20 protein-coding genes and 1 pseudogene are annotated in these 22,140 nt (G+C 60.6%); 14 read left to right on the top strand and 7 right to left on the bottom strand.

All coding sequences use genetic code 11. From position 1 onward, the window contains the following. Positions 1-122: 122 nt before the first annotated feature. The 4 genes from pstC to phoU are packed head-to-tail and all read left to right on the top strand — an operon-like array spanning position 123 to position 4,433. On the top strand, positions 123-1,511 hold the full coding sequence (gene pstC / locus DET50_RS16315; RefSeq protein WP_113863809.1) for a phosphate ABC transporter permease subunit PstC: 1,389 nt from the start codon (positions 123-125) through the stop codon (positions 1,509-1,511). After that, the gene (gene pstA, locus DET50_RS16310) at positions 1,504-2,778 is read left to right on the top strand and encodes a phosphate ABC transporter permease PstA (RefSeq protein ID WP_113863808.1); all 1,275 of its coding nucleotides are present in this window, start codon (positions 1,504-1,506) and stop codon (positions 2,776-2,778) included. Before pstC ends, pstA begins: the two co-directional genes overlap by 8 nt. A gap of 11 nt (positions 2,779-2,789) precedes the next feature. Then, entirely contained in the window at positions 2,790-3,677 is an 888-nt protein-coding gene (pstB, locus tag DET50_RS16305) for a phosphate ABC transporter ATP-binding protein PstB (RefSeq protein ID WP_113863807.1), read from the top strand. 33 nt (positions 3,678-3,710) lie between these two features. Then, a complete protein-coding gene (gene phoU, locus DET50_RS16300) occupies positions 3,711-4,433 on the top strand; it encodes a phosphate signaling complex protein PhoU (RefSeq protein ID WP_113863806.1) in 723 nt (240 codons plus the stop codon). A 130-nt stretch (positions 4,434-4,563) separates the two neighbouring features. On the opposite strand, the gene DET50_RS16295 is transcribed toward phoU, so the two are convergent. From DET50_RS16295 to mnmH, 5 genes are all read right to left on the bottom strand, one after another. Beyond that, complete coding sequence (locus tag DET50_RS16295; RefSeq protein ID WP_113863805.1) at positions 4,564-4,929, bottom strand: histidine triad nucleotide-binding protein; 366 nt, start codon at positions 4,927-4,929, stop codon at positions 4,564-4,566. 33 nt (positions 4,930-4,962) lie between these two features. Further along, a complete protein-coding gene (locus DET50_RS16290) occupies positions 4,963-6,258 on the bottom strand; it encodes an FAD-dependent monooxygenase (protein ID WP_113863804.1) in 1,296 nt (431 codons plus the stop codon). Between the two features lie 81 nt (positions 6,259-6,339). Then, complete coding sequence (locus DET50_RS16285; RefSeq protein ID WP_113863803.1) at positions 6,340-6,894, bottom strand: aminoacyl-tRNA deacylase; 555 nt, start codon at positions 6,892-6,894, stop codon at positions 6,340-6,342. Positions 6,895-7,066: 172 nt separating this feature from the next. Then, complete coding sequence (locus DET50_RS16280; protein WP_113863802.1) at positions 7,067-7,900, bottom strand: mechanosensitive ion channel family protein; 834 nt, start codon at positions 7,898-7,900, stop codon at positions 7,067-7,069. A gap of 145 nt (positions 7,901-8,045) precedes the next feature. Further along, a complete protein-coding gene (gene mnmH, locus DET50_RS16275; RefSeq protein WP_113863801.1) occupies positions 8,046-9,149 on the bottom strand; it encodes a tRNA 2-selenouridine(34) synthase MnmH in 1,104 nt (367 codons plus the stop codon). 133 nt (positions 9,150-9,282) lie between these two features. Here mnmH and DET50_RS16270 point away from each other — a divergent pair, with 133 nt between their 5' ends. After that, a complete protein-coding gene (locus tag DET50_RS16270) occupies positions 9,283-9,942 on the top strand; it encodes a 50S ribosomal protein L11 methyltransferase (protein ID WP_113863800.1) in 660 nt (219 codons plus the stop codon). 411 nt (positions 9,943-10,353) lie between these two features. Here DET50_RS16270 and DET50_RS16265 read toward each other — a convergent pair whose 3' ends face one another. Continuing rightward, a complete protein-coding gene (locus DET50_RS16265; RefSeq protein WP_113863799.1) occupies positions 10,354-10,758 on the bottom strand; it encodes a VanZ family protein in 405 nt (134 codons plus the stop codon). A 97-nt stretch (positions 10,759-10,855) separates the two neighbouring features. On the opposite strand from DET50_RS16265, the gene cysZ reads away from it, so the two are divergent. The 6 genes from cysZ (at position 10,856) to DET50_RS16235 (ending at position 18,868) form a co-directional block, all read left to right on the top strand. Beyond that, the gene (gene cysZ, locus DET50_RS16260) at positions 10,856-11,605 is read left to right on the top strand and encodes a sulfate transporter CysZ (protein WP_113863798.1); all 750 of its coding nucleotides are present in this window, start codon (positions 10,856-10,858) and stop codon (positions 11,603-11,605) included. 43 nt (positions 11,606-11,648) lie between these two features. After that, complete coding sequence (gene rapA / locus DET50_RS16255) at positions 11,649-14,507, top strand: RNA polymerase-associated protein RapA (RefSeq protein WP_113863797.1); 2,859 nt, start codon at positions 11,649-11,651, stop codon at positions 14,505-14,507. A 154-nt stretch (positions 14,508-14,661) separates the two neighbouring features. Further along, entirely contained in the window at positions 14,662-17,112 is a 2,451-nt protein-coding gene (locus tag DET50_RS16250) for an acyl-CoA dehydrogenase (protein ID WP_113863796.1), read from the top strand. Positions 17,113-17,190: 78 nt separating this feature from the next. After that, positions 17,191-17,571, top strand: coding sequence for a fluoride efflux transporter CrcB (gene crcB / locus DET50_RS16245; protein ID WP_113863795.1), 381 nt, complete (start codon positions 17,191-17,193; stop codon positions 17,569-17,571). Positions 17,572-17,817: 246 nt separating this feature from the next. After that, on the top strand, positions 17,818-18,024 hold the full coding sequence (locus DET50_RS16240) for a cold-shock protein (protein WP_008172950.1): 207 nt from the start codon (positions 17,818-17,820) through the stop codon (positions 18,022-18,024). 133 nt (positions 18,025-18,157) lie between these two features. Then, positions 18,158-18,868, top strand: coding sequence for a lysophospholipid acyltransferase family protein (locus DET50_RS16235; RefSeq protein WP_258546154.1), 711 nt, complete (start codon positions 18,158-18,160; stop codon positions 18,866-18,868). Positions 18,869-18,907: 39 nt separating this feature from the next. Here DET50_RS16235 and DET50_RS16230 read toward each other — a convergent pair whose 3' ends face one another. Further along, on the bottom strand, positions 18,908-19,711 hold the full coding sequence (locus DET50_RS16230; protein ID WP_113863794.1) for a dienelactone hydrolase family protein: 804 nt from the start codon (positions 19,709-19,711) through the stop codon (positions 18,908-18,910). 162 nt (positions 19,712-19,873) lie between these two features. Between DET50_RS16230 and ald the strand changes: the two genes are divergently transcribed. From ald to DET50_RS16215, 3 genes and pseudogenes are all read left to right on the top strand, one after another. Continuing rightward, complete coding sequence (ald, locus tag DET50_RS16225) at positions 19,874-20,992, top strand: alanine dehydrogenase (RefSeq protein WP_113863793.1); 1,119 nt, start codon at positions 19,874-19,876, stop codon at positions 20,990-20,992. 14 nt (positions 20,993-21,006) lie between these two features. Beyond that, positions 21,007-21,579 (top strand): glutathione S-transferase family protein, encoded by a 573-nt coding sequence (locus DET50_RS16220; RefSeq protein WP_113863792.1) that lies wholly within the window; start codon positions 21,007-21,009, stop codon positions 21,577-21,579. 340 nt (positions 21,580-21,919) lie between these two features. Further along, a pseudogene (locus DET50_RS16215) lies at positions 21,920-22,140 on the top strand (carbohydrate porin); the annotation flags it as partial.

The raw sequence follows: 22,140 nt of genomic DNA, 5'->3' as shown, positions 1-22,140 counted from the left end.
AACTGACAAGGGTGCGAGTCCTCACGGGCTCGCACCCTTTCGTACGTAAAAGGCGCCAAGTGCGAAGTTGGCCCTAACGCTTTACACTTGTTGCCCAATCGACGTGGCAGACGGGAAAATACATGCAAGCATCCACTCTCCTTCTACTGACCTTCGTCCTGGCCGTAGTGGCCTACGGGTTGGGCTATTCCCGATCCCGGGCACTGGCGATGCCGCTGGGTGGAATACGTCATCTTAAATCCTTGCCGTTCTATTACGGGGCCCGGGCCGCACTCTGGTGCATTATTCCGGGCCTGCTGGTTCTGGGCATGTGGGCTGCCTTCCAGGACAAGGTGATCCAGATGCTGGTGATCGGCTCGCTGCCGGCGGAACTGGTTCCGGACACTCAGGGCCGTGCCAGCCTGCTGCTGAGCAAGATCAGTAACGTGGCCAGTGGCGCTTTGCCGCCCGGGTTTGTCGAGCCTCCGGTGGCGGAGGCGGCGGAACGCCTCAAGGCCTTGCGACAGCAGAGCCAGGTCTATATGACCGCTCTGGTTATTTCGGTTTCAGTACTGGCCGGCTTTCTCGGCTGGTTGCGTATCCGGCCGCGGCTCAATGCCCGCGCTCAGGTGGAAGCGATCCTGAAGTGGTTGTTCTTCGCCTGTGCTGCCCTGGCCATCCTGACCACCATGGGCATCATTTTCTCGGTGGCGTTCGAGACTTTCCGCTTTTTCGGGAAGATTTCATTTGTTGAATTCTTCTTTGGCACCAACTGGAGCCCGCAGACTGCGTTGAGGGCGGATCAGGTAGCCGCCGAAGGTGCTTTCGGCATGATTCCCCTGTTCACCGGTACGCTGCTGATCTCCCTGATTGCGATGGTGGTTGCCGTGCCCGTGGGCCTGCTTTCAGCCATCTATCTTTCGGAGTATGCCAACAAGCGGGTGCGCAGCACGGTGAAGCCTTTGCTGGAAATGCTGGCCGGCATCCCGACGGTGGTTTACGGCTTCTTTGCCGCGCTGACCGTGGCTCCGTTTATCAGTGATTTCGCTGCGTCCCTGGGTATCGAAGCCTCTTCCCAGAGTGCGTTGGCAGCCGGCTCCGTGATGGGGATCATGATCATCCCGTTTGTCTCCTCGCTCTCCGATGATGTGATCAATGCGGTTCCGCAGACCCTGCGGGACGGCTCTCTGGCATTGGGTGCTACTCAGTCGGAAACCATGAAGAAGGTCATTTTCCCGGCGGCATTGCCGGGCATCATGGGCGGCATTCTGCTGGCGGTATCCCGGGCTATCGGTGAAACCATGATCGTGGTGATGGCGGCGGGCCTTGCAGCCAACCTGACCGCCAATCCGCTGGAAACCGTGACAACGGTCACTGTCCAGATCGTGACCCTGCTTACCGGTGACCAGGAATTCGACAGTGCCAAGACGCTGGCGGCGTTCGCACTAGGTGCCATGCTCTTCCTGGCAACCCTGCTGCTCAACGTCATCGCCCTGAAAATCGTTCGTAAATATCGGGAACAGTATGACTGATCAACGTTCGCAGGCGGAGATTGTCCGCCAGTCACTCAAGCGCCGTTATCGCAAGGAGCGCCGTTTCCGTGCCTACGGTATCCTGGCTATTGCCATCGCGCTGTCGGCGCTGGTGATTCTTTTTGCCGATATCATTGGCAAGGGCTACTCGGGCTTTGTCAAAACCACCGTGACCCTGGATGTGCAGCTGGACGGTGAGATGATGTACATCGATGACGCCACGGACGAGCGCCAGCTCAAGATGGCCGATTTCGTGGAGCCACTGATTCAGGCGCTGATGAAAGAAATCCCGGGTGCCACCGAGGAGGATCGGGACGCTGTCAGGGATCTCATCAACCCCTACGCTTCGGTTACCCTTCGCGATGCTCTGCAGGCGAATCCGGACTGGCTGGGGACGACCCAGACCATGACCTTCCTGACCCACACCGATGTTGATGTGTACGTCAAACACGGTGATGATGATGCCTATTCGATTAAACTCACCGAGGAGCAACAGGCCTGGGTTGACCGGTTGCTTGAGCAGGGCTTGATCGACACCTCGTTCAACGATGTGTTCTTCAGCAATGGCGATTCCCGGGATCCCTCCAAGGCGGGTGTTTTGGGCGCCATCGTAGGCTCACTGCTGACCATGTTCGTGACCCTGGTCCTGTCATTCCCGATCGGTGTGGCCGCCGCTATCTACCTGGAAGAGTTCGCGCCCCAGAACAAGTTCACGGATTTTATCGAGGTGAACATCAACAATCTGGCTGCGGTACCCTCTATCATTTTCGGTCTGCTGGGTCTGGCGGTATTTATCAATCTGTTCGGGATGCCACGGTCCGTGCCGGTGGTGGGTGGTCTGGTACTGACCCTGATGACACTGCCAACGATCATCATTTCCAGCCGTGCGGCGATCAAGAGTGTGCCGCCTTCCATTCGCGAGGCTGCGGAAGGTATCGGCGCTTCCAAGATGCAGGTGGTCCTGCACCACGTGCTGCCGCTGGCGATGCCGGGCATGCTGACCGGCTCCATCATCGGTATGGCACAAGCCCTGGGCGAGACTGCGCCGCTGCTGCTGATCGGTATGGTGGCGTTCATCGTGGATGTGCCGGATGGTTTCTTTGACTCGGCTACGGTGCTGCCGGTGCAGGTGTTCCTGTGGGCGGGCAGTCCGGAACTGGCCTTTATCGAACGTGCGTCAGCGGCCATTATGGTGCTGTTGGCCTTCCTGATCAGCATGAATGCATTGGCCATCTGGCTGCGTAAGCGTCTTGAGCGCCGGTGGTAAGGAGAGGTTTTATGAATACCCTGAATACAACGGTAACCAGTGAAGCTGAAATGCCTGAAGAGAATGTTGTTCCTGTCCAGGAAGAAAAACCGGCGGAAACCGTGATCGAGGAGGGCAAGACAGTTGGCCGTCCCTTCGCGGACGATGCCAAGTTCAAATTACGCAATGTCGAGGTGTTCTATGGCCAGGACCGTGCCATCAAGAACATCAGCCTGGACATCGGGCGTAATGAGGTAATTGCCTTTATCGGACCGTCCGGCTGCGGCAAGTCCACCTTTCTGCGCTGCCTGAACCGGATGAACGACAGTATCGATATCTGTCGGGTCAAGGGCTCGCTGAACCTGGACGATCAGGATATCTACGATCCCAAACGGGACGTGGTAGAACTGCGTGCCCGGGTGGGCATGGTGTTCCAGAAGCCCAACCCGTTCCCCAAGTCGATCTATGACAACGTGGCTTACGGCCCACGTATTCATGGCCTGGCCAATCGCAAGTCGGATCTGGACGATATCGTGGAGAACAGCCTGCGCAAGGCGGGTCTCTGGGATGAGGTGAAGGACCGTCTGGATGCCACCGCGACCGGCATGTCCGGTGGCCAGCAGCAGCGCCTGTGTATCGCCCGGGCTATTGCCGTCAGTCCGGAAGTGGTGCTGATGGATGAGCCCTGTTCTGCGCTGGATCCGATTGCTACTGCCAAGGTGGAAGAGCTGATTGCCGAGTTGTCCGAGAGCTATACCATCGTGATCGTGACCCACTCCATGCAGCAGGCTGCCCGGGTATCCCATCGCACCGCCTATTTCCACCTCGGCCACCTGGTGGAAGTGAACGAGACCAACAAGGTATTCACCTCGCCGGAACATGAACTGACCGAATCCTACATCACCGGTCGCTTCGGCTGATTCCGGAACCGGGGAATTTTGGAGAAAGATAGTATGCCTACAAAGAAGGACGATGTTTACGGAGATCATATCTCCCACAAGTTCAACGACGAGCTCATGGAGCTCAAGACCGAGTTCCTGAAAATGGGCGGTATGGTCGAGGCCCAGGTGGAGAATGCTGTCCAGGCCCTGGTGGACGGCGACGGCCACCTTGCCGAGCAGATCCGTGCCAAGGACAAGCAGGTCGACAAGATGGAAATGGACCTGGACGAGGAAGCGACCCTGATCATCGCCCGTCGTCAGCCCACTGCCCGGGACCTGCGGCTGGTCATTTCCGTGATCAAGATGGTGGCGGACCTGGAGCGGGTCGGCGATGAAGCCAAGAAGATTGCCAAGCTGGCGATCAAGCTGTCCGAGGAAGGCCAGGCGCCGCGGGGCTATGTAGAAGTGCGCCACATCGGCACCCACGTGCTCGGTATGCTGCACGACTCCCTGGATGCCTTCGCCCGCCTCGACTCCGAGCAGGCGCTGCGAATCATGAAGGAAGACAAGCGGGTGGACGAGGAATACCAGGCCGCGGCCCGCACCCTGCTGACTTTCATGATGGAAGACACCCGCAACATCTCCCGGTGCATGTCGGTGATGTGGGTGCTGCGAGCACTGGAGCGCGTGGGGGACCACGCCTGCAACATCGCCGAGAACGTGATCTTCATGGTCAAGGGCGAGGACGTGCGCCACACGCCGGTGGAAGAAGCCGAGCGGGTGGTTGGTCGCTGACTCGGAGTTTGCTCCGAGGTCGGGGGTCAGATGAAAGCTTTCATCTGACCCCTTTTTCATGCTCAAGCCTCGGGATTTGCCGCCAAGTTGGGGTCAGAAGAAGGCTTTCTTCTGACCCCGTCTTCACTCCTCAGGCCTGCTTCATCTTGTCGGTATACGGCGGCCAGCCAAACGGCTTGCCGGCGAGCAGGTGCAGGTGGATGTGAAACACCGTTTGCCCGGCGTTCTCCCCGCAGTTCATCACGGTACGGTAGCCATCCTCGGCAAAGCCCATCTCCTTCGCCAGTTTGCTGGCCACGTAATACAAGTGCCCCACCAGCTCCCGGTCACCTTCTTCGATGTCATTGATGGAAGCAATCGCCTTTTTCGGAATCACCAGCAGGTGCACCGGTGCCTGCGGGTTGATGTCCCTGAACGCCAGGCTGATGTCGTCTTCGTAGACGATGTCGGCGGGGATTTCGCGGTTGATGATCTTGGAGAAAATCGTCTCTGACATGGTGGCTCCTTGTTGGTTTTCAGTGGTGATCGTTCAAAGCTGGCCCAGGCCTGGCAGCCGTTCGGTAAGCTGCTTGAGAACCGCCGGCAACTGGTCATCGATGCCCATGGCGTAGCGGGCAACCCGGTTGCGGGCAAAGGGCAGGGCGCGGGCGGTGCCCAGACCCAGGTTACGCAGCAGGTGCACCGGCGGGATGCGGTTGCTGAACAGGTGATAGAACAGATCCATGGTCATCATCATCCGCCGGTTGGCGGGGCGGCGTTCCTGCTCGTAGCGTGCCAGCCAGTGGGGACTGGCGGGATCGCCATCGGCACGGAGGGCTTCCCGGATCATGGCCTGAAGGCTCTGGGCATCCTGGAAGCCGAGATTCACGCCCTGGCCTGCCAGCGGGTTGATGGTGTGGGCTGCATCCCCCGCCAGTACCATCCTGCCGGCAAAGTAATGCTTGGCGTGCTGGCGGGCAATGGGAAAACTGGCCCGGGCATCAATGTGGGTCAGTACTGGCAGGTCTTCCGGGAAGGCGCGCTGGATTTCCGCCAGCAGGGCCTCGTCATCCAGGCTTTTCAGGCGTGACAGTTGCTCAGGAGAGTCATACCAGACCAGGGACGCCCAGCTCTCCCCGGGGAAGGCTTCACCGGCACTGTGCAGCGGCAGGAAGGCCCGGGGCCCGGAGGGATAGAAGCCCTGCCAGGTGATGTCTTCCACCGCTCCGCGGTAGCGCACCGAAATGACCATGGCCTGCTGGCCATACTGGTCCCGGGTGACGCCGATTCCGGCCATATCGCGGATGCGGGACTGGGCGCCATCGGCACCGATCACCAGCTTGGCGCTCAGGGTCTGGCCATCTTCCAGGGTGACCGTCGCCTGCTCCCCATCCTGGGCGACGCTGGCAACGCCGGAGCCTGACAGGATGGCAACCCCCGGTTCGGCCTCGGCCGCCTGCCAGAGTGCCTGCTGGGTGACGGAGTTTTCCACGATGTGTCCCAGGTGTGGAGCGCCCAGCTCCAGGGCGTCAAAGGTCACTTCCGTTAATCGGCGCGGCACCAGCTTGCTGAGGGGGTGCGGAGTCTCGTCCCAGACCGCCAGGCGACGGTAGGGCGTGGCCCGCATGTCGAGAATGCGGGACCAGGCGCCCAGGCTGTCCAGGTAGCGTTCACTGCCGACGCTCAGGGCTGATACCCGGATATCCGGGGCTGCGTCGGGGCTGAATGGAGGCGCAGAGGCCCGGTCGATCACGGCGACCGAGAGACCTTCGCGGCCAAGTCCGGTGGCAAGTGCGGCGCCGACCATGCCTGCGCCGACAATCACAATATCAAATGCTTGGGTCATAGCGGGTTCCTGTCTGATGCCGTCAGTTTACGCGATGGAGGCATTCAGACAAGCGACCCGGATCAACCCGGCGCCGGGTTGTCAGTAGCCGGCAGCGCCGGAAACCCGTTCTTCGTCCAGTTCCCGGTGCCGGCGGCGTTTCACCAGCCAGGCCGGTTTGCGGGCGCCGGGTTTCACGAAGCCCTGGTTCAGCACCATCGGCTGCACCAGGTTCAGGAAGTCCGAGGTCTTCATATGCACCGATTCGGTATGGCTGCCGGCGGCGAAGGCCAGCTCCGGCTGCTCCGTCAGCGATTCGGCGCAATAAACGGTCATGCCGAACAGGTTGCCGAACGGTGGCATGGCGCCCACCTCGCAATCCGGGAAACGATCCTGGAATTCCTGTTCATCGGCCAGATCGACAAAATCGGTATCGAGAATCTGTGACAGGCGGTCCCAGCGGATACGCCAGGTGGCGGGCATCACCAACATGGCCATCTTGCCATCGAGTTCGATGATGACGGTCTTGACGACCCGGTCGCCTGCAATCTTGACGTGGTGGGCCAGTTCCTGGGCCGTGAACGCCGGGGGGTGGGACAGGCACATGTATTCCACACCTGCCTGGTCGAGGTACTCCTTCAACTGCTGTACCGGCATAGCGACAACCTCCTACCAGCAATGACAGCGTCCCGGAGCCGTTGAACGTCGGGGGAACCTGGCTCCGCCGGGGGCTTCGGCAGGGTGCCGGTTCAACACCCTGCCATTACTGCTCATCTTAGTTGAGGTTACGCAGTTTGCGAGTAACCGGATGTATCAATTGCGATACGGTTCACTCGGTTTTATACAGATGGACGTCGCGCTGGGGGAACGGAATGCTGATGCCCTCCGCGTCGAAGGCCTTCTTTACACGCTCCTGCATATCCCAGTAGAACGGCCACAGATCAGCGGACTTGGTCCAGGCCCGGACGGTCAGGTCGACTGAGCTTTCGCCCAGGGCGCCCACCACGATCAGTGGCTCCGGATCTTTCAGGGTGCGCTCGTCTTCCTCGATCAGGCGCTTGCAGATGTCCTTGGCCTTGTCGATGTCGTCGGCATAACCGATACCGAAGGTCATGTCACAGCGACGGGTCTCATAGGCACTGAGGTTGGTCAGGCTGGCGTTGGCCAGTTGGCCGTTCGGGATGACAATCCGGCGGTTATCGAAGGTGTCGACAATGGTGTAGAGGATACTGATTTCACGAACGGAGCCGAGGTAGCCTTGGGCATCGATCACGTCGCCAACCTTGAACGGTTTGAATATCAGGATCAGCACGCCGCCAGCGAAGTTCGCCAGGCTGCCCTGCAGAGCCAGACCGACCGCCAGACCGGCAGCACCGATAATGGCGATGAAGGAGGTGGTGGCAATACCTACCATGGAAGCCACGGAGATCAGCAGCAGGATCTTGAGGACTGCCCCGATCAGGCCGCAGAGAAACTTGTTGAGGGTGGGATCTTTCTGGCTGAGCTTGGCGTCAAGTACACCTACCAGTTTGTTGATCAGCCACATACCGATCACCAGGGTAATGATCGCCAGCACCACCTTGGGAGCGTAGGTCATCACCAGGGCGATCGCCTGGTCCAGCAGTTCGGATGCGCGCCCGTTGGCGCCGATGAGGTCTTCCATCAAGGGACTCCTTGTTCCTTAGAGTTTTTCTGAGTGAGTTCGGACGTCGAAAAAAAGCTGATAAAACCGGTACCTTCCAGCCTTGTTTATAGCAGACATTTGCGTCAGGCGTGTAACAGCAGGGAAAACCGGTAAGGCCGGAGATCTACGCAGACCGGGCCAGATTGGCTTGCTCGATAATCACCTCGGGGCCTCCACGGACAAGAATCCGCCCCTCTTTCTGGCCGAGCTGGTAGTCGTACATTGGGTCGTAGTAGTCGGTCAGGAGCGCTTCGATCCAGGCATCGTGGCCGTGCAGGTCGCCGTGCTGCTCCTGGGTCGACAGGGCCGCTTCCATCAGCGCCCGCAACTGCTTGTGGCGCTCGCCGCCGAGGCGTTTGCGGATGCGGTCCATGGCGGACAACAGGTAGTCGCGGAAGTTCAGCCAGCCAGCCTCCTCGCCGTCCCGGGCTACGTAGTCGGCATGCATGTCTTCCACGTAGTCCTTGCGAATGATGGCGATCCGCTCCTCCATCGGTTGCTCCAGAACCAGCAGGGGCGCACCAGCCATACGCTCCCGCAGGCTCTCGGGCAGGGCGCAGCGGCCGATCAGGCGACTCTCGTCCTCCAGGTAAACCGGGCCGCCGGTCAGATGATGCGCCTTGAGCATGGCCACCGACAGGCGGTTCTCGAAATCGATCTGGGAAGGCTGGGGTGTGACCTGGCGGCCGAAACTCGAGCCACGATGGTTGGCCAGGCCCTCGAGATCCACCGGATTGGGCAGTTTATGCAGCACGCGGGTCTTGCCGGTGCCGGTGCGACCGCTCAAAATCCGGAATTCGCTCTTTTCGATGAGTTCCTCGAGGCTGTCGATCAGGAACCGGCGCAGGGCCTTGTAGCCACCCTTGACCAGCGGGTAATCGATGCCCGAATCCCTGATCCATTGCTGGGTCAGGCGCGAGCGCAGGCCGCCACGAAAACAGAACAGGTAACCGTCCGGGTGGCGGGCGACGAAGCGTTTCCAGGCCTCGATGCGCTGGGCCTTGATGTCACCGGCGACCAACTGGTGGCCCAGTTCGATCGCCTTGTCCTGGCCCTTCTCCTTATAACAGATCCCGACCCGATGCCGTTCCTCGTCGTTCATCAATGGAGCATTCTCGGCACTGGGGAAGCTGCCTTTGGCAAACTCCACCGGTGCCCGGACGTCCATCAGCGGCACGTCATTGAGGAACAGGGACAGGTAGTCGTCGGTGTCGGGTCGGGTCGCCATTGCACGGACCTGGAGGTTGAAAATGTGAGGCGAGAGTATAACGGATCGAGCGTCTTTCTGCCCATCCGGCGCTGCCTCCGGGCCTTCGGGCGGGTACAATGGCGGGCCGTTTGGATCCGGAGCTGGAGGGGCAATGTCACCGGAACGGTTGAATGAACACTTGCGCAAGACCCTGAGCCGCGGACGAGTGGCAGAAACCCGGCCAGGGGGCTGTCCGGACATCCCCCTGTACCTGTTTGACCCGGCGGTGCTGGAAGGCCCCCTGTCCCATGACGAGGCCCAGGCGGTGGTGGCGGAACCGGCTTACTGGTCGTTCTGCTGGGCCAGCGGGCAGGTGCTGGCGCAATGGATCCTTGAGCATCCTGACGTCGTTCGGGACAAGGTGGTGCTGGACTTCGGAACCGGGTCGGGGGTGGTTGCGGTGGCGGCGGCGCTGGCCGGTGCGGCGCGGGTGATCGCGTGCGACCTGGATCCGGCGGCCCTGGATGCTGCGGCCGCCAACGCGGAGCTCAACGGCGTGGTCCTGGAGTTTTGTGATGACTGGAACCGGAGACCCGAGGGTATCGATCTGGTGATGGCGGCGGACGTGCTCTATGATCCGGAGAACCGCCCTTTGCTGGAGGTATTTCGGGCCGCAGCGGCAGAGGTCTTGTTGGCGGATTCCCGGGTCAGAAATCTCGGTAACGACAGTTATGAAAAACAGGCCGTGATTGAAGCCAGGACCTGGCCGGATCTCAACGAATTTGAGGAATTCAACATGGTGAGAATCTATCGGGTAAAAGCCGGGGACTGAAAAAAACAAAGGGTGACCGCATGGTCACCCTTTCGGAACAGGTCGGCGCGTCCATGCGCTGGGGCAACTGCCTTGTTGCTGGTCCCTGGTCTCCGATCCCTGGCGCCAGCATCCGAGCCGGCTTTCCGGTTAACTTTCCCTTAAGCGAGGCGTCCCTGTGTCCCTGCCTCTCCCCGCGCTCCTTGCCGGGGTGCATCCGATGCGTCGTCCACTTCCCTGTCATCCCTGACGAAGTCACTATAGCAAGGGAACGTTGACAAACGTGTGACGTGAGCGATTCCTACTTTCCCAATGCTGTATCACTTCCGGACCGTTTCAATTAGATCAATGGGTTAGGGTGCAATAAGTGGGCTCGCTGATGCCGTCGCACTCATTGATGCTAAGAGTTCGCACAGTAATGTAGGAAATATCTCACAAGGATTCGGGCGAATCTCTCAGATCCAGCTTTCCGGCCCTGGGCAGCCCCGGCCAGGGCAGCAGGCCAATGGCAATGCCGACGCCATCGGCAAGCAGGTCTTGCAGGGAAAAATCCCGGTAGGGCAGGGTCGCCTGCACCAGTTCAATGGCGAGGCCGAACAGCAACAGCGCCGGCACGTACCAGAGTGCCCGCAGTTCCGGCCAGGCCAGACGGGTCAGTATGGTCAGCTCAAGGAATGCGATCAGGTGGTTGATCTTGTCGCTGGGAGTGGAGGGCATGGGGTAGCGGGTGTCCATGGTAGCCAGCACCACGATTGCGATGAGGGACACGGCCACCGCGACCCGCCAGAGTGTCCGGTTTTGGAGCAGGGCCTGACCGTGTTGTTTCAATGATGCCATGGGGAGTTTCCGAGAGTCCTTCCGGGCTGTGGGATATTTGCCAACATGATATGCTTTGCGCCCCGTCACTGTCATTGAAGCGGAGGATCAGCCAGCCATGCTCAAGGGTAACTTTTTTCGCGGACTGGGTTACCTGGGGGAGGGTTTCCGCCTGATTCGACAGCCCGGCCTGCGCCTGTTCGTCGTCATTCCCATTGTTATCAACATCTTCCTGTTCGGCATTCTGTTCTATTTCATGGCCGAGGGCTTTGCGGCGCTGATTGCCATGGCCATGGGATTCCTGCCGGACTGGACCTGGCTGCAGGCTCTCGACTGGCTGTTCTGGATCCTGTACGGCGCGGTGATTCTGCTGATGCTGGCCTACGGGTTCGTGATTGTCGCCAATCTTATCGGTTCCCCGTTCTACGGTTATCTGGCAGAGCTTACCGAGAAGTATCTCACCGGCCAGGAAATCAATACCGAAGACAGCTGGGCGACCATCATCAAGGACATTCCCCGCGCTCTGTGGCGGGAAGTCCAGAAAATCCTGTATTACCTGCCCCGTGCCATCGGCCTGTTCATCATCGGTCTTATTCCCGTGGTCAACCTGGTGGCGGCGGTGCTCTGGTTCCTGTTCAACTGCTGGATGATGGCCCTGCAGTACGTGGATTTCCCGGCGGATAACCACAAGGTCAGCTTTCCCGCCCTGCGCCGGCTGCTGGGTGACACCCGGCTCTCGGCCCTGGGATTCGGGTTGCCGGTGGCCCTGGCGGCGATGGTGCCGGTGCTGAACCTGGTGGTGGTGCCGGCGGCGGTTTGCGGCGCAACTGCTTACTGGGTGCGGGAAAACGGCTCGGCCCTTAAATAAGTTCTGCATAAATTTCGGCAAGTAATTTCGGTTTGGAGGCTTCTTGGAAACATCGGATTTTGTCATTGGTCAGCGCTGGGTCAGTCACAGCGACACCGGGCTGGGCCTGGGGATTGTCACAGATATTTCCGGGCGTCGGGTCACCCTGGGTTTTCCAGCCGCGGACGAGGAGCGCACCTATGCCATCGACAACGCGCCCCTGTCCCGCATCGTCTTCCAGATAGGCGAAGAGATCGAGACCTTTGACGGCGACCGCTACACCGTCCGCGCCGTGGAGGACGTCGGTGGTGTGCTCATGTACCACGCCGATGACGGCGAGAACATCCACCAGATCTCCGAGGTGAAGCTGGCCGGCTCGGTCAATTTCTCGGCTCCGCACCAGCGTCTGTTTGCTGGTCAGTTTGACCGTAACGGGGCGTTCCGGCTGCGTTACGCCACCGTTCAGCACCAGGATCGTCTGCGGGCTTCGCCCGCCCAGGGACTGATCGGTGCCCGTACCCAGCACCTGCCTCACCAGATCTACATTGCCCAGGAAGTGGCCCGGCGCCACGCGCCGAGGGTCTTGCTGGCGGATGAGGTCGGTCTGGGCAAGACCATCGAGGCTGGCCTGATCCTGCATTACCAGCTCCACACCGGTCGCGCCAAACGGGCGCTGATCGTGGTGCCGGATTCCCTGATTCACCAGTGGCTGGTGGAAATGCTGCGCCGGTTCAACCTGCGTTTTTCCATCATCGACCAGGAACGTTATGACGCCCTCAAGGATGACGAGGATGACATTGACGCCCTGGTGAACCACATCTTTGGTGACGAGAATGCGGAAAACCCGTTCGAGACCGACCAACTGGTCCTGTGCAGTCTCGATTTCCTGACCAGGAACGCCGGTGCCCGCGAGGATGCCCTGGCCGCTGGCTGGGACCTGATGATTGTCGATGAGGCCCATCATCTGGCCTGGGCGCCGGAGGCGGCGAGCCCGGAATACGAGGTGGTGGAATCACTGTCGGCCCGGGCCCGGGGCCTGCTGCTGCTCACCGCCACACCGGAGCAGGTGGGTATCGCCAGCCACTTCGCCCGGTTGCGGTTGCTGGATCCGGCCCGTTTCCACGACCTGGAGACGTTCCGGGAAGAGGAAGCCCATTACGAAACCATCAACCAGGTGGTGCGTCGCCTGCAACAGGACGAGGCGATCAGTGACGCCGACCGCGAGGCCCTGCGCGGCTGGCTCGGCGATGAACTGGACCAGCTGGAGCAGGAAAGCGATACCCACCAGAACATCATTGATGCGCTGCTCGACCGCCACGGCACCGGCCGGATCCTGTTCCGCAACACCCGCGCGGCGATCCGGGGCTTCCCCGAACGCCAGCCGGAGCCGGTTTCGCTGCCATGCCCGGAACTCTATGACGGCCTCGATGTGGGGGTGGAGGGGCTTAGCCCCGAGCATGGCCGCGCCGAGGAGCGCTGGCTGGCCGAGGACCCGCGTGTTGCCTGGCTGGAGAAGACCCTGCTGGGCCTGCGCCCGGCCAAGGTGGTGGTGATCTGTGCCCACGCCGAAACGGCCATGGCGCTGGAACACTATCTGCAGCTGCGGGCCGGTATCCGCAGCGCGGCATTCCATGAGCATTTGAGCCTGGTGGAACGGGATCGTGCGGCGGCCTATTTCTCTGACAGCGAGCAGGGCGCCCAGGCTCTGATCTGTTCGGAGATCGGCAGCGAGGGCCGGAATTTCCAGTTTGCCCATCACCTGGTGCTGTTCGACCTGCCCGCCAATCCGGACCTGCTGGAGCAGCGCATCGGGCGGCTGGACCGCATTGGCCAGACCGACACCATCCGGATCCATATCCCGTACCTGGAGGGCACCAGCCAGGAGGTCCAGTACCGCTGGTTCCATGACGGGCTGAATGCCTTCGCCGAAAGTTGCGCCGTGGGCGTGGCCGTGCAGGAGGCTGTGCAGGACCGGTGGCAGCAGGCCATCGATGGCGACACGGGTGTACTGGAGGAGCTGATCGAAGCCTCTGCCCGGGAAACCACGCGGCTCAAGACCATGCTGCAGAACGGCAGGGATGCCCTGATCGAACTGAATTCCTGCCGCCGGGACGTGGCCGAGGAGCTGATCGGCCGGATCGAGGAGGAAGAGGCTTCCGCCGAGGTCCGGGATTACATGATCGAGGCCTTCGACATCCTCGGCGTGGACGTGGAAGACCACGGCGAGCACTCGGATGTGCTCAAGCCCGGTGAGCATTACCACGCCGGGCATGTGACCGATTTGCCGGAAGACGGCCTGACCGTGACCTGGAGCCGGGAGCAGGCCCTGGAGCGGGAAGACCTTGCCTTCATGAGCTGGGAGCACCCGATGGTGACTGGCGTGATGGATTCGGTGACCAGCTCCGGTCTGGGCAAGGCCGCGCTGGCCAGCCTCTCGGTCAAGGCGCTGCCGCCGGGGACTCTGCTGATGGAGGCCCTGTTTACCGTGCACTGCCCGGCCCCGGAGTCGTTGCAGCTGACCCGTTACCTGCCGGTGTCGCCCCTGCGGTTACTGGTGGATGTCAATGGCAAGGAGCTGTCTGCCGCCTTGCCCCACGACCGGCTGAATGAGCTGTGCTCCAACATCCGCCGCCGTACCGCACAGGCGATCGTGCCCCAGATCCGGCCTCAGGTGGAGACCATGGTGGATCACGCCGAGCGCCTGTCCGAACCGCACCTGGAACCCATGAAGAAGAAAGCTCTGGCCGGTGTCGAGGCCGTGTTCGGCCCGGAAGTTCGCCGGCTTGAGGCCCTGCAGAAGGTCAACCCGGCCATCCGGGATGAGGAGATCGACTATTTCCGCAACCAGCTGGCGGCGGCCCAGGAGGCGGTCAGTCATGCCAGCCTGGCGCTGGAGGGTATTCGCGTCATTGTGACTGCCTGATGGCGGTAACTCCCTGACCGGGAAGCAATTGCTGGCCAGCCCTCATCTGATGAGGTACCGTGAACGTAACACAGTGTAGTCTTGGTGCTCCGGGGCCGGCTGGCAGCCGTCAGCCGCCGGAGTTCTCGCAATCCATGGAGGACAGAGAAAACCTATGATGACTTTCATTCTGTTTGTGGCAGCGCTCGCGGGCCTGCTGATCGTCATGCGCCGTGAGGCGGGGGCCAAACCGGCCATCGGTGTGATGGTGGTGGTCGGGTTCCTGTCCTGGATCTTCGCCTCCGGCTGGCTGGCGCTGATACTGTTTCTCGGTGCCGCTGCCACGGCCGCAGCCGGCTTGCCGGGGTTTCGCCAGGGTTGGCTGACGCCCCGTATCTTCGCCATGTTCAAGAAGGTGGCGCCCAAGGTTTCCGATACCGAAAAAGTGGCCCTGGAAGCCGGCACCGTCGGTTGGGACGGGGAGCTGTTCACCGGCCGCCCGGACTGGCACAGCCTGCTGATCAACCGCAACAATGGCCTGAGTGAGGAAGAGCAGGCCTTCGTGGATAGCCAATGCACCCACGCCATCTCCATGTGCAATTCCTGGGATATTGCGGTGGAGCGGGCCGACCTGCCGAAAGAGCTGTGGGACTTTCTGAAGAAAGAGAAGTTCTTCGGCATGATCATTCCCAAGGAATATGGCGGCCTGGAATTCTCCGCCAAGGCCCAAACGGCGGTACTGCAGAGGCTGGCGGCGAACGAAATGCTGATGGTCACCGTCGGTGTGCCGAACTCCCTCGGCCCCGGCGAGTTGCTGGTCAAGTACGGTACTGAAGAACAGAAAAAGTATTACCTGCCGCGCCTGGCCGATGGCCGGGAGATTCCCTGCTTCGGCCTGACTGGCCCGCGCGCGGGTTCCGATGCCACCTCGCTGCCGGATACCGGCATCGTGTGCAAGCAGGAAGTGGACGGCAAGGAAGTGCTGGGTATCCGCCTCAACTTCGAGAAACGCTGGATTACCCTGGCGCCAGTGGCGACGGTGGTTGGTCTGGCCTTCCGCATGTTCGATCCCGATGGCCTGCTGGGCGACACCGAAGACTACGGCATTACCTGTGCCCTGATTCCCCGGGACACCAAGGGCATGGAAATCGGTCGCCGGCATTGCCCGATCGGTACGCCGTTCCTGAACGGCCCGATCCGGGGCAAGGATGTCTTCATTCCCCTGGATTACATCATCGGCGGCCAGAAGATGGCCGGTGAGGGCTGGCGCATGCTGGTGGAATGCCTGTCGGTTGGTCGCTGCATCACCCTGCCGTCCGGTGCAGCGGGCGCTGCGGCCTACTCGGTGGGCACAGCCGGTGGCTTCACCCGTATCCGCCGCCAGTTCAACACCCCGGTGGCCGAGATGGAAGGCGTGCAGGAGCCCCTGGCCCGTATCGCCGCCAAGACCTACATTGCCCAGGCTGCGGTGAACCATACCGCCAACATGATCGACAACGGCCAGAAACCGGCGGTGCCGTCGGCCATCCTGAAATACCACCTGACCGAGTTCCAGCGCGGGATCCTTACCGACGCCATGGATGTCCACGGTGGCAAGACCGTGACTCTGGGACCCCGTAACTACCTGGGCATCGGCTACAGCGGCGCAGCGGTATCCATTACCGTGGAAGGCGCCAACATCATGACTCGCAGCCTGATGATCTTCGGCCAGGGCGCGATTCGCTGCCATCCCTACGTTCTCGAGGAACTGGCGGCCAAGGACAACGACGATATCCGGGCCTTCGACAAGGCATTTTTCGGCCACGCCGGCCTGATCTTCGGCAACGCGTCCCGGGCCTTCACCCAGGCCCTGGGGCTGGGTCGTGCCGATGTGCCCTTTGACAGCTCCAGCCGCCGCTACGCCCAAGCGGTGGCCCGATTTAGCGCCGCGTTCGGCCTGTGCGCCGATGCTGCGATGACCACCCTGGGCAGCGAGCTGAAAATGCGGGAGCTGATTTCCGCCCGCCTGGGGGACATGCTGTCCAACCTGTACCTGGCGTCCATGGTGCTGAAGAACTGGCATGAGACCCAGCCGGTCGAAGGCGAGCGCGAGGTGATGGAGTACAGCCTGGAACTCCTGATCAATCGCACCGAGAATGCCCTGGACGAGTTCCTGCAGAACCTGCCTAACCGGCCGGTGGCGATGACGCTCCGGGCAATTACCATGCCCCTGGGCCGTCGATGGGATGCGCCGCACGACAGCCTGGCCCGCAAACTGGCCAAGGCTATTTCCACTGATACCCCGATCCGCCACAAACTTCTGGCCAGTATCTGGAGCACGGACGGTGAGGGCACGGTCGAGAATCCGGTGGCTCGCTATAACGGACTGCTGAAGGATTATGACAAGGCAGAGCAGCTGTACCGCAAGGCAACCAAAGCGTACGCCAAGGGTAAGCTGCCGATGACGGCGTTGCATCCGGAAGAGCGCTTTGAAGCCGCTCTCAAGGCGGGGATCTACACCAAGGAAGAGGCGGACTTCATGCGGCAGTACGAGGAGGTTGTGCTGGAAATGTTGACCGTGGATGATTTCCCGTTTGATGCCTTTGCCCGCAACCAGGAAACCGTGATAGACCATAATCCGGCTTGATCGTGGCCGGATATTCCGTAGTGTAATGGAGGGCGCCCCGTCGGGCGCCTTCTGTTATTCAGGGTGGAGAAAGCAGGTATGTGGCTGTCGTTTCTGGCGGTAAGTATGGGGGCGGTGATCGGTGCCAACCTCCGTTGGGCCCTGGGGCTATGGCTCAACACCACCTACCACGCCATTCCTTATGGCACCCTGCTGGCAAACCTCAGCGGTGGTTGGCTGATCGGACTGCTCATGGGCTACTTCACGCACGGCCCCTCGCTGTCGCCCGAGTGGCGCCTGTTTGCCATCACCGGCCTGTGCGGTGCTCTGACCACGTTCTCCACCTTTTCCCTGGAAATGTTTGCGGCGCTCCAGGAGGGGAAATGGGGTATGGCAATCGCCGGCGTTCTCGCCCACGTGGTGGGTTCTATCCTGATGACCGCCCTCGGTTTTTACACCTTTTCCCTGATCCGGGGCTGACTCCCTCGTGGTGGGTATCTTTACCTACATAAATCTTTGAAATTTCGCTTGGCATTGCGCTGATTCCCGCGTAGAGTTGCATCTCAAGGAAAGAGTCAGTAAAGCGTTTCATGAATAAGACGTACCTGTAGTAAGTAGTGCCGTCCTGTTTTTGATTAAGCGAGTTCTGTATTTCCGCAAACGCTGACCAATCGCCGCTGTGGCGTGAGGCAGTAGAGTAAATGATTGATTTCAGGAAGTTTAAGTATGTCTACTACTACCGGTACTGTTAAGTTCTTCAACGAAGCTAAAGGCTTTGGCTTTATCACTCGTGAAGGCGGCCCGGACGTATTCGTTCACTACAGCGCCATTCAGGGCTCTGGTTTCAAGACCCTGGCCGAAGGCCAGCAGGTCGAGTTCACCGTAACTCAGGGCCAGAAGGGTCCTCAGGCGGAGAACGTTGTTGCTCTGTAATCCCTGACGGATTCAGCAACATCAGAAAAAAGGCAGCTTCGGCTGCCTTTTTTTGTGATTTTCCCGGCAATATGTAATCTTTGCTCCCCTTTTGCTCGTTTAATCGGTTGTCGAGAATTACAGGGACCCCTTCATGCTGTTTCGAACTCTGAAAGCCACCTGGATCCTGTTCTGGGCAGTCCTCCTTACCCTGATCCTGTTCCTGCCCATCGTGATTGCCGCTCTTGCCGGCAAGCGGGGTGATGCTGCCTTCCACGGCACCCAGATCTATGCCTGGATCATTCTGAAGGTGTGTGGCATCCGCCTGCGAGTCAGTGGCAAGGAACATATCCAGCCGGGCCAGCGCTACGTCATTCTCAGCAACCACGCCTCCTATTTCGATCCGCCCGCCCTGGTACTGGCCCTGGGCCTGCAGTATCGTTGGGTGATCAAGAAGGAGTTGCGCAAGGTGCCCCTGTTCGGGCTGGCGCTGGAAACGTCCCGCAACCTGTTCATCGACCGGTCAAAGGGCGCAGACGCTCTTGAGAGCATCAAGCAGGGCGTCGCCCAGTTGCCGGATGGTACCGGTATCTTGTTGTTTCCCGAGGGGACCCGGTCCTGGGACGGCAAACTGTTGCCTTTCAAGCGGGGCGGGTTCGTGATTGCACGGGATGGTGGACTGCCAATCCTGCCGATCACCATTGTTGGCTCCCATGACCGGCTGCCCAAAGGCCATGCCGCCTTTACCAGTGGCGAAATCCACATTGTCATCCATCCCCCGGTGAGTGCAGCCGACAAGCCGGTGGAGGTGCTTATGGACGAGGTGCGGGCAACGATTGGTGGTGCTCTGGAGCAGAAAAGGTAGGCGCGCGCCCCGGAGCTTCCGAGGCGCGCTGGTTGCCGCTTACTGGCTGAAGATTCGCTGGTAGAATTCCATGGTGCCCTGCCAGGAGCGGGTGGCAGCCTCTTCGTCATAACCGATGGGCATGTTGAATTCCTCGGCGACCTTGTCGGCACCGGGGTTGGTGAAGGAGTGCCGGACACCCGGGAAGCTCACCAGGGTCAGGTCCACTTCGGCATCCTGCATTTCCTTGACCAGGCCGGCGACCTGATCGGAGGGGACCATCTGGTCAGCACCGCCGGTGTAGACCTGGACCTGGGCCTTCACCTCACCGGCCTGGGCCTTGATCGGGCTGCCCAGGGCGCCGTGATAGCTCACCACACCATCCAGATCCACACCCAGGCGGGCCATGTTCAGCACCACCGCACCGCCAAAGCAGTATCCCTGGGCCGCAATACGGTCGCCATCGACACTCTCGTGGTTCTGCAGCAGTTCCTTGGCCTTGAGGAAGCGCGCCTTCATCTGGTCCATGTCCTTGGTGGCTTCCTGCATGAATTTCTGGGCCGTGTCGGGGTGGTCGGTGACCTTGCCCGAGCCGTACATGTCCAGCGCAAGCGCTGTGTAGCCGGCGGCCGCCAGCTTTTCGGCCTGGTCCCGGGCGAACTCGTTATGGCCCCACCATTCGTGAACCACCAGCACGCCGGGGCGCTGGCCCTCATCCTCATCGTCCCAGGCCAGATAGCCGGTGAAGGTAGTGCCATCAATCGTGTATTCGATGGTTTCGGTCTGCATTTCGGCGAGGACTCCTGTGCTGGCCAGAGATAGGCCGAGAGCGGTTGCCAGGGTTGTCGTTCTGATCGGGTTCATGCTTCCTCCTGTTCCTTCTGGTTCTGGTTTTCTTGTGCCGTTTGATACGGCCTTGGCCGGAAAACCGATGCATTCATTTGCGTCATCCGGAATACCGTCCTTTTTACTACACTTGAGCCAGAAACTCACAGATTCACTTTGGCACAGTGCGGGAGATTGTCCATGAAAGTCGGGGTTCCGAAGGAGATCAAGAACCATGAGTACCGGGTCGGTATGATCCCGGCGTCGGTTCATGAGCTGTGTGGCCACGGTCACGAGGTGTACGTACAGGAAGGTGCCGGAGCGGCCATCGGCTTTTCCGATGAGGATTACCGGCAGGCCGGTGCCCGGTTGGTGGCCAGCGCAGAGGAGGTGTTCGAACAGGCGGAGCTGATCGTCAAGGTCAAGGAGCCCCAGGCCGGCGAGCGGGCCATGCTCAGGCCGGAACACACCCTGTTCACCTACCTGCACCTGGCTCCGGACCAGGCGCAGACCGACGACCTGGTGCAATCCGGCGCTACCTGCATCGCCTATGAAACGGTGACCGATCACGCCGGCCGTCTGCCGCTGCTGGCGCCCATGTCCGAAGTTGCCGGGCGTATGTCGATCCAGGCCGGCGCTCACTGCCTGGAGAAGTACCTCGGTGGGCGGGGCGTCCTGCTCGGTGGTGTGCCAGGGGTCAGTCCGGCCCGGGTCACCATCATTGGTGGTGGCGTGGTGGGGCAGAATGCCGCCGCCATGGCCGTTGGCCTGGGGGCCCAGGTGACGGTGGTGGACCGCAACATGGAGGTGCTCCGGCACCTGGACCACCGTTTCGGCAACCAGATTTCCACCCTGTTCTCCACCGCTCACACCCTGGACCAGGCAGTCATCGAGTCCGATCTGGTGATCGGCAGCGTGCTGATTCCCGGTGCCTCGGCACCCAAGCTGATCACCCGGGATATGGTCCGGCGCATGCCCGAGGGCAGTGTCATCGTGGATGTGGCCATCGACCAGGGCGGCTGTGCCGAGACCTCGAAACCCACCACCCATGACAATCCGACCTACATAGTCGATGGTGTGGTACATTACTGCGTGGCCAACATGCCCGGTGCGGTGGCGAGAACGTCCACCCTGGCACTGAACAACGTCACCCTGCCATTCATCGCGGCCCTTGCGAACAAGGGGCCTGGGCAGGCATTGAGGGATGATCCGCACCTGCTGGCCGGCCTGAACGTGATGGCTGGCAAGGTGACCTACAGGGAAGTGGCCGAAGCCACCGGGTATACCTATACAAACCCTGAAACCCTGCTGGGAACCTGACAACCGGAGCAGATATGAAGCTGATTGGATCCACCACCTCTCCCTACGTGCGCCGAATCCGTATCCTGCTGGATGAGGAACCCTACGAGTTCATCAACCTGGATATCTACGGGGAAGGCCGGGACGAGCTGCGGCGCAACAATCCGGCGCTGAAGATTCCCATGCTTGAGGATGAGGGCCAGGAACTCTACGACTCCCGCATCATTGCCCGCTACCTGAGCGCCAAACAGAACCGTGATCCGTTGACCTGGGACCAGCAGAACCAGCTCACCCTCATCGATGCCGCCAATGATTCCGCAGTCACTCTGCTGTTGGCCAAGCGCTCCGGCGTTGATGTCGAGGCCGACGTGATGTTCTTCAACCTGCAGCGGGAACGGATCATGACCACCCTGCGGACCCTGGCGGCCCAGGTCGAGGAAGGCCAGTTCGAGGCCTGGAACTACCCGGCGATCTGCCTGTACTGCCTGGTGGACTGGCTGGATTTCCGGGATCTGGTGGATTTCACCGGTGTTGAAAGCCTGCTGGCGTTCCGGGACAGCCGCAAGGGCAAGCCCTGGGTGGCCCAGACCGATCCCCGCCAGGCCTGATCTTTCCCCTGCCTTCCTGCTTACGGGTGGTCCGCTACGGGCCATCCGGAGCCCCTGAAATTTAAGTTGAATTTAAGTCCTTCTGACGGTTGCAGAGGCGAACTATCGCTTTTATCTTTGGTTGTCACTTAATCAATTAAGACCAGATTCGGACCACCGTCTCTGGCTTGATGGTTAAGCAAGGACACTGACTTGAGGCATTGATCGTGGCATCAGAACAGGAGACGCTCCACACCTGACTCCGACGGACCCATTTTTTTGGTCTATCGACTTAATGCATTAAGTCAGCATCGACTGGACGAAAATCAAACCTTACAAAAACAACACGAGGTTCCGACAGATGATCTTTGGTAAAGCACCAAACCCCAACCCCCTGGCCCTTGCGGTCACCCTGGCTCTCGCCAGCACGTCCCTGGCCGCCCAGCAGCAGACCGTCGAGGAGCGCCTGGCGGCCCTGGAAGAAAAACTCGCTGAAGTAGAGCCGAAGGCTACCGGTGACGAAGGGTTTTCCTTCAACACCTACGCCCGCTCCGGGCTGTTGCTCAATGGCGACCTGCAAAG

The organism is Marinobacter pelagius (genome assembly GCF_003315345.1).
In the GTDB taxonomy this organism is placed as follows: Bacteria; Pseudomonadota; Gammaproteobacteria; order Pseudomonadales; family Oleiphilaceae; genus Marinobacter; species Marinobacter pelagius_A.
This window is presented reverse-complemented; position numbering and strand designations above follow the sequence as displayed.

What these genes read in the sequence shown, in the direction of transcription:
- pstC (WP_113863809.1), top strand. Translation starts at nt 123, where the DNA reads ATGCAAGCATCCACTCTCCTTCTACTGACCTTCGTCCTGGCCGTAGTG.
- pstA (WP_113863808.1), top strand. Translation starts at nt 1,504, where the DNA reads ATGACTGATCAACGTTCGCAGGCGGAGATTGTCCGCCAGTCACTCAAG.
- pstB (WP_113863807.1), top strand. Translation starts at nt 2,790, where the DNA reads ATGAATACCCTGAATACAACGGTAACCAGTGAAGCTGAAATGCCTGAA.
- phoU (WP_113863806.1), top strand. Translation starts at nt 3,711, where the DNA reads ATGCCTACAAAGAAGGACGATGTTTACGGAGATCATATCTCCCACAAG.
- DET50_RS16295 (WP_113863805.1), bottom strand. Translation starts at nt 4,929, where the DNA reads ATGTCAGAGACGATTTTCTCCAAGATCATCAACCGCGAAATCCCCGCC.
- DET50_RS16290 (WP_113863804.1), bottom strand. Translation starts at nt 6,258, where the DNA reads ATGACCCAAGCATTTGATATTGTGATTGTCGGCGCAGGCATGGTCGGC.
- DET50_RS16285 (WP_113863803.1), bottom strand. Translation starts at nt 6,894, where the DNA reads ATGCCGGTACAGCAGTTGAAGGAGTACCTCGACCAGGCAGGTGTGGAA.
- DET50_RS16280 (WP_113863802.1), bottom strand. Translation starts at nt 7,900, where the DNA reads ATGGAAGACCTCATCGGCGCCAACGGGCGCGCATCCGAACTGCTGGAC.
- mnmH (WP_113863801.1), bottom strand. Translation starts at nt 9,149, where the DNA reads ATGGCGACCCGACCCGACACCGACGACTACCTGTCCCTGTTCCTCAAT.
- DET50_RS16270 (WP_113863800.1), top strand. Translation starts at nt 9,283, where the DNA reads ATGTCACCGGAACGGTTGAATGAACACTTGCGCAAGACCCTGAGCCGC.
- DET50_RS16265 (WP_113863799.1), bottom strand. Translation starts at nt 10,758, where the DNA reads ATGGCATCATTGAAACAACACGGTCAGGCCCTGCTCCAAAACCGGACA.
- cysZ (WP_113863798.1), top strand. Translation starts at nt 10,856, where the DNA reads ATGCTCAAGGGTAACTTTTTTCGCGGACTGGGTTACCTGGGGGAGGGT.
- DET50_RS16250 (WP_113863796.1), top strand. Translation starts at nt 14,662, where the DNA reads ATGATGACTTTCATTCTGTTTGTGGCAGCGCTCGCGGGCCTGCTGATC.
- crcB (WP_113863795.1), top strand. Translation starts at nt 17,191, where the DNA reads ATGTGGCTGTCGTTTCTGGCGGTAAGTATGGGGGCGGTGATCGGTGCC.
- DET50_RS16240 (WP_008172950.1), top strand. Translation starts at nt 17,818, where the DNA reads ATGTCTACTACTACCGGTACTGTTAAGTTCTTCAACGAAGCTAAAGGC.
- DET50_RS16235 (WP_258546154.1), top strand. Translation starts at nt 18,158, where the DNA reads ATGCTGTTTCGAACTCTGAAAGCCACCTGGATCCTGTTCTGGGCAGTC.
- DET50_RS16230 (WP_113863794.1), bottom strand. Translation starts at nt 19,711, where the DNA reads ATGAACCCGATCAGAACGACAACCCTGGCAACCGCTCTCGGCCTATCT.
- ald (WP_113863793.1), top strand. Translation starts at nt 19,874, where the DNA reads ATGAAAGTCGGGGTTCCGAAGGAGATCAAGAACCATGAGTACCGGGTC.
- DET50_RS16220 (WP_113863792.1), top strand. Translation starts at nt 21,007, where the DNA reads ATGAAGCTGATTGGATCCACCACCTCTCCCTACGTGCGCCGAATCCGT.